We start from the raw sequence: 466 nt of genomic DNA, 5'->3' as shown, positions 1-466 counted from the left end.
CCTGGCGCCTAGGCATCCACCGTGTGCTCTTCCTAACTTCTCCTCAATTCGCTCCGGTGAAATCTTCATCTTCCATGAAGATTTGCCTGGCTTCTTTCCATATCCGGTTTTCAAGGTGCATCAACCTCACGGCGTGACCGTGTGGTGGAGCTGAGCGGGATCGAACCGCTGACCTCCTGCGTGCAAGGCAGGCGCTCTCCCAGCTGAGCTACAGCCCCTCATATTTAGAATGCAAGTGGTGGGCCTAGGCTGACTCGAACAGCCGACCTCACGCTTATCAGGCGTGCGCTCTAACCGACTGAGCTATAGGCCCCCAAGTCATTCTCAGGGATGGTTTCAGCATTCCCTGAAAACCAAAGAGCGAACATGAACCCCGTGATGGTTCGTTCTTGTGTATCGGACCTCAAGGTCCCGATAACTCCGTAGAAAGGAGGTGATCCATCCCCACCTTCCGGTAGGGATACCT

General features: G+C 54.7%; 2 tRNA genes. Both read right to left on the bottom strand.

The window, feature by feature from the left end:
* Nucleotides 1-142 precede the first annotated feature (142 nt).
* Nucleotides 143-218 (bottom strand) — tRNA-Ala (locus CHM34_RS18415).
* A gap of 18 nt (nt 219-236) precedes the next feature.
* Nucleotides 237-313 (bottom strand) — tRNA-Ile (locus CHM34_RS18410).
* Nucleotides 314-466: the final 153 nt, after the last annotated feature.

Origin of the sequence: Paludifilum halophilum, from assembly GCF_002245355.1 — a bacterium.
GTDB lineage: Bacteria > Bacillota > Bacilli > Thermoactinomycetales > DSM-45169 > Paludifilum > Paludifilum halophilum.
Note: the sequence above shows the minus strand (reverse complement) of the source record. Positions and strands in the feature narration are given on the sequence as shown.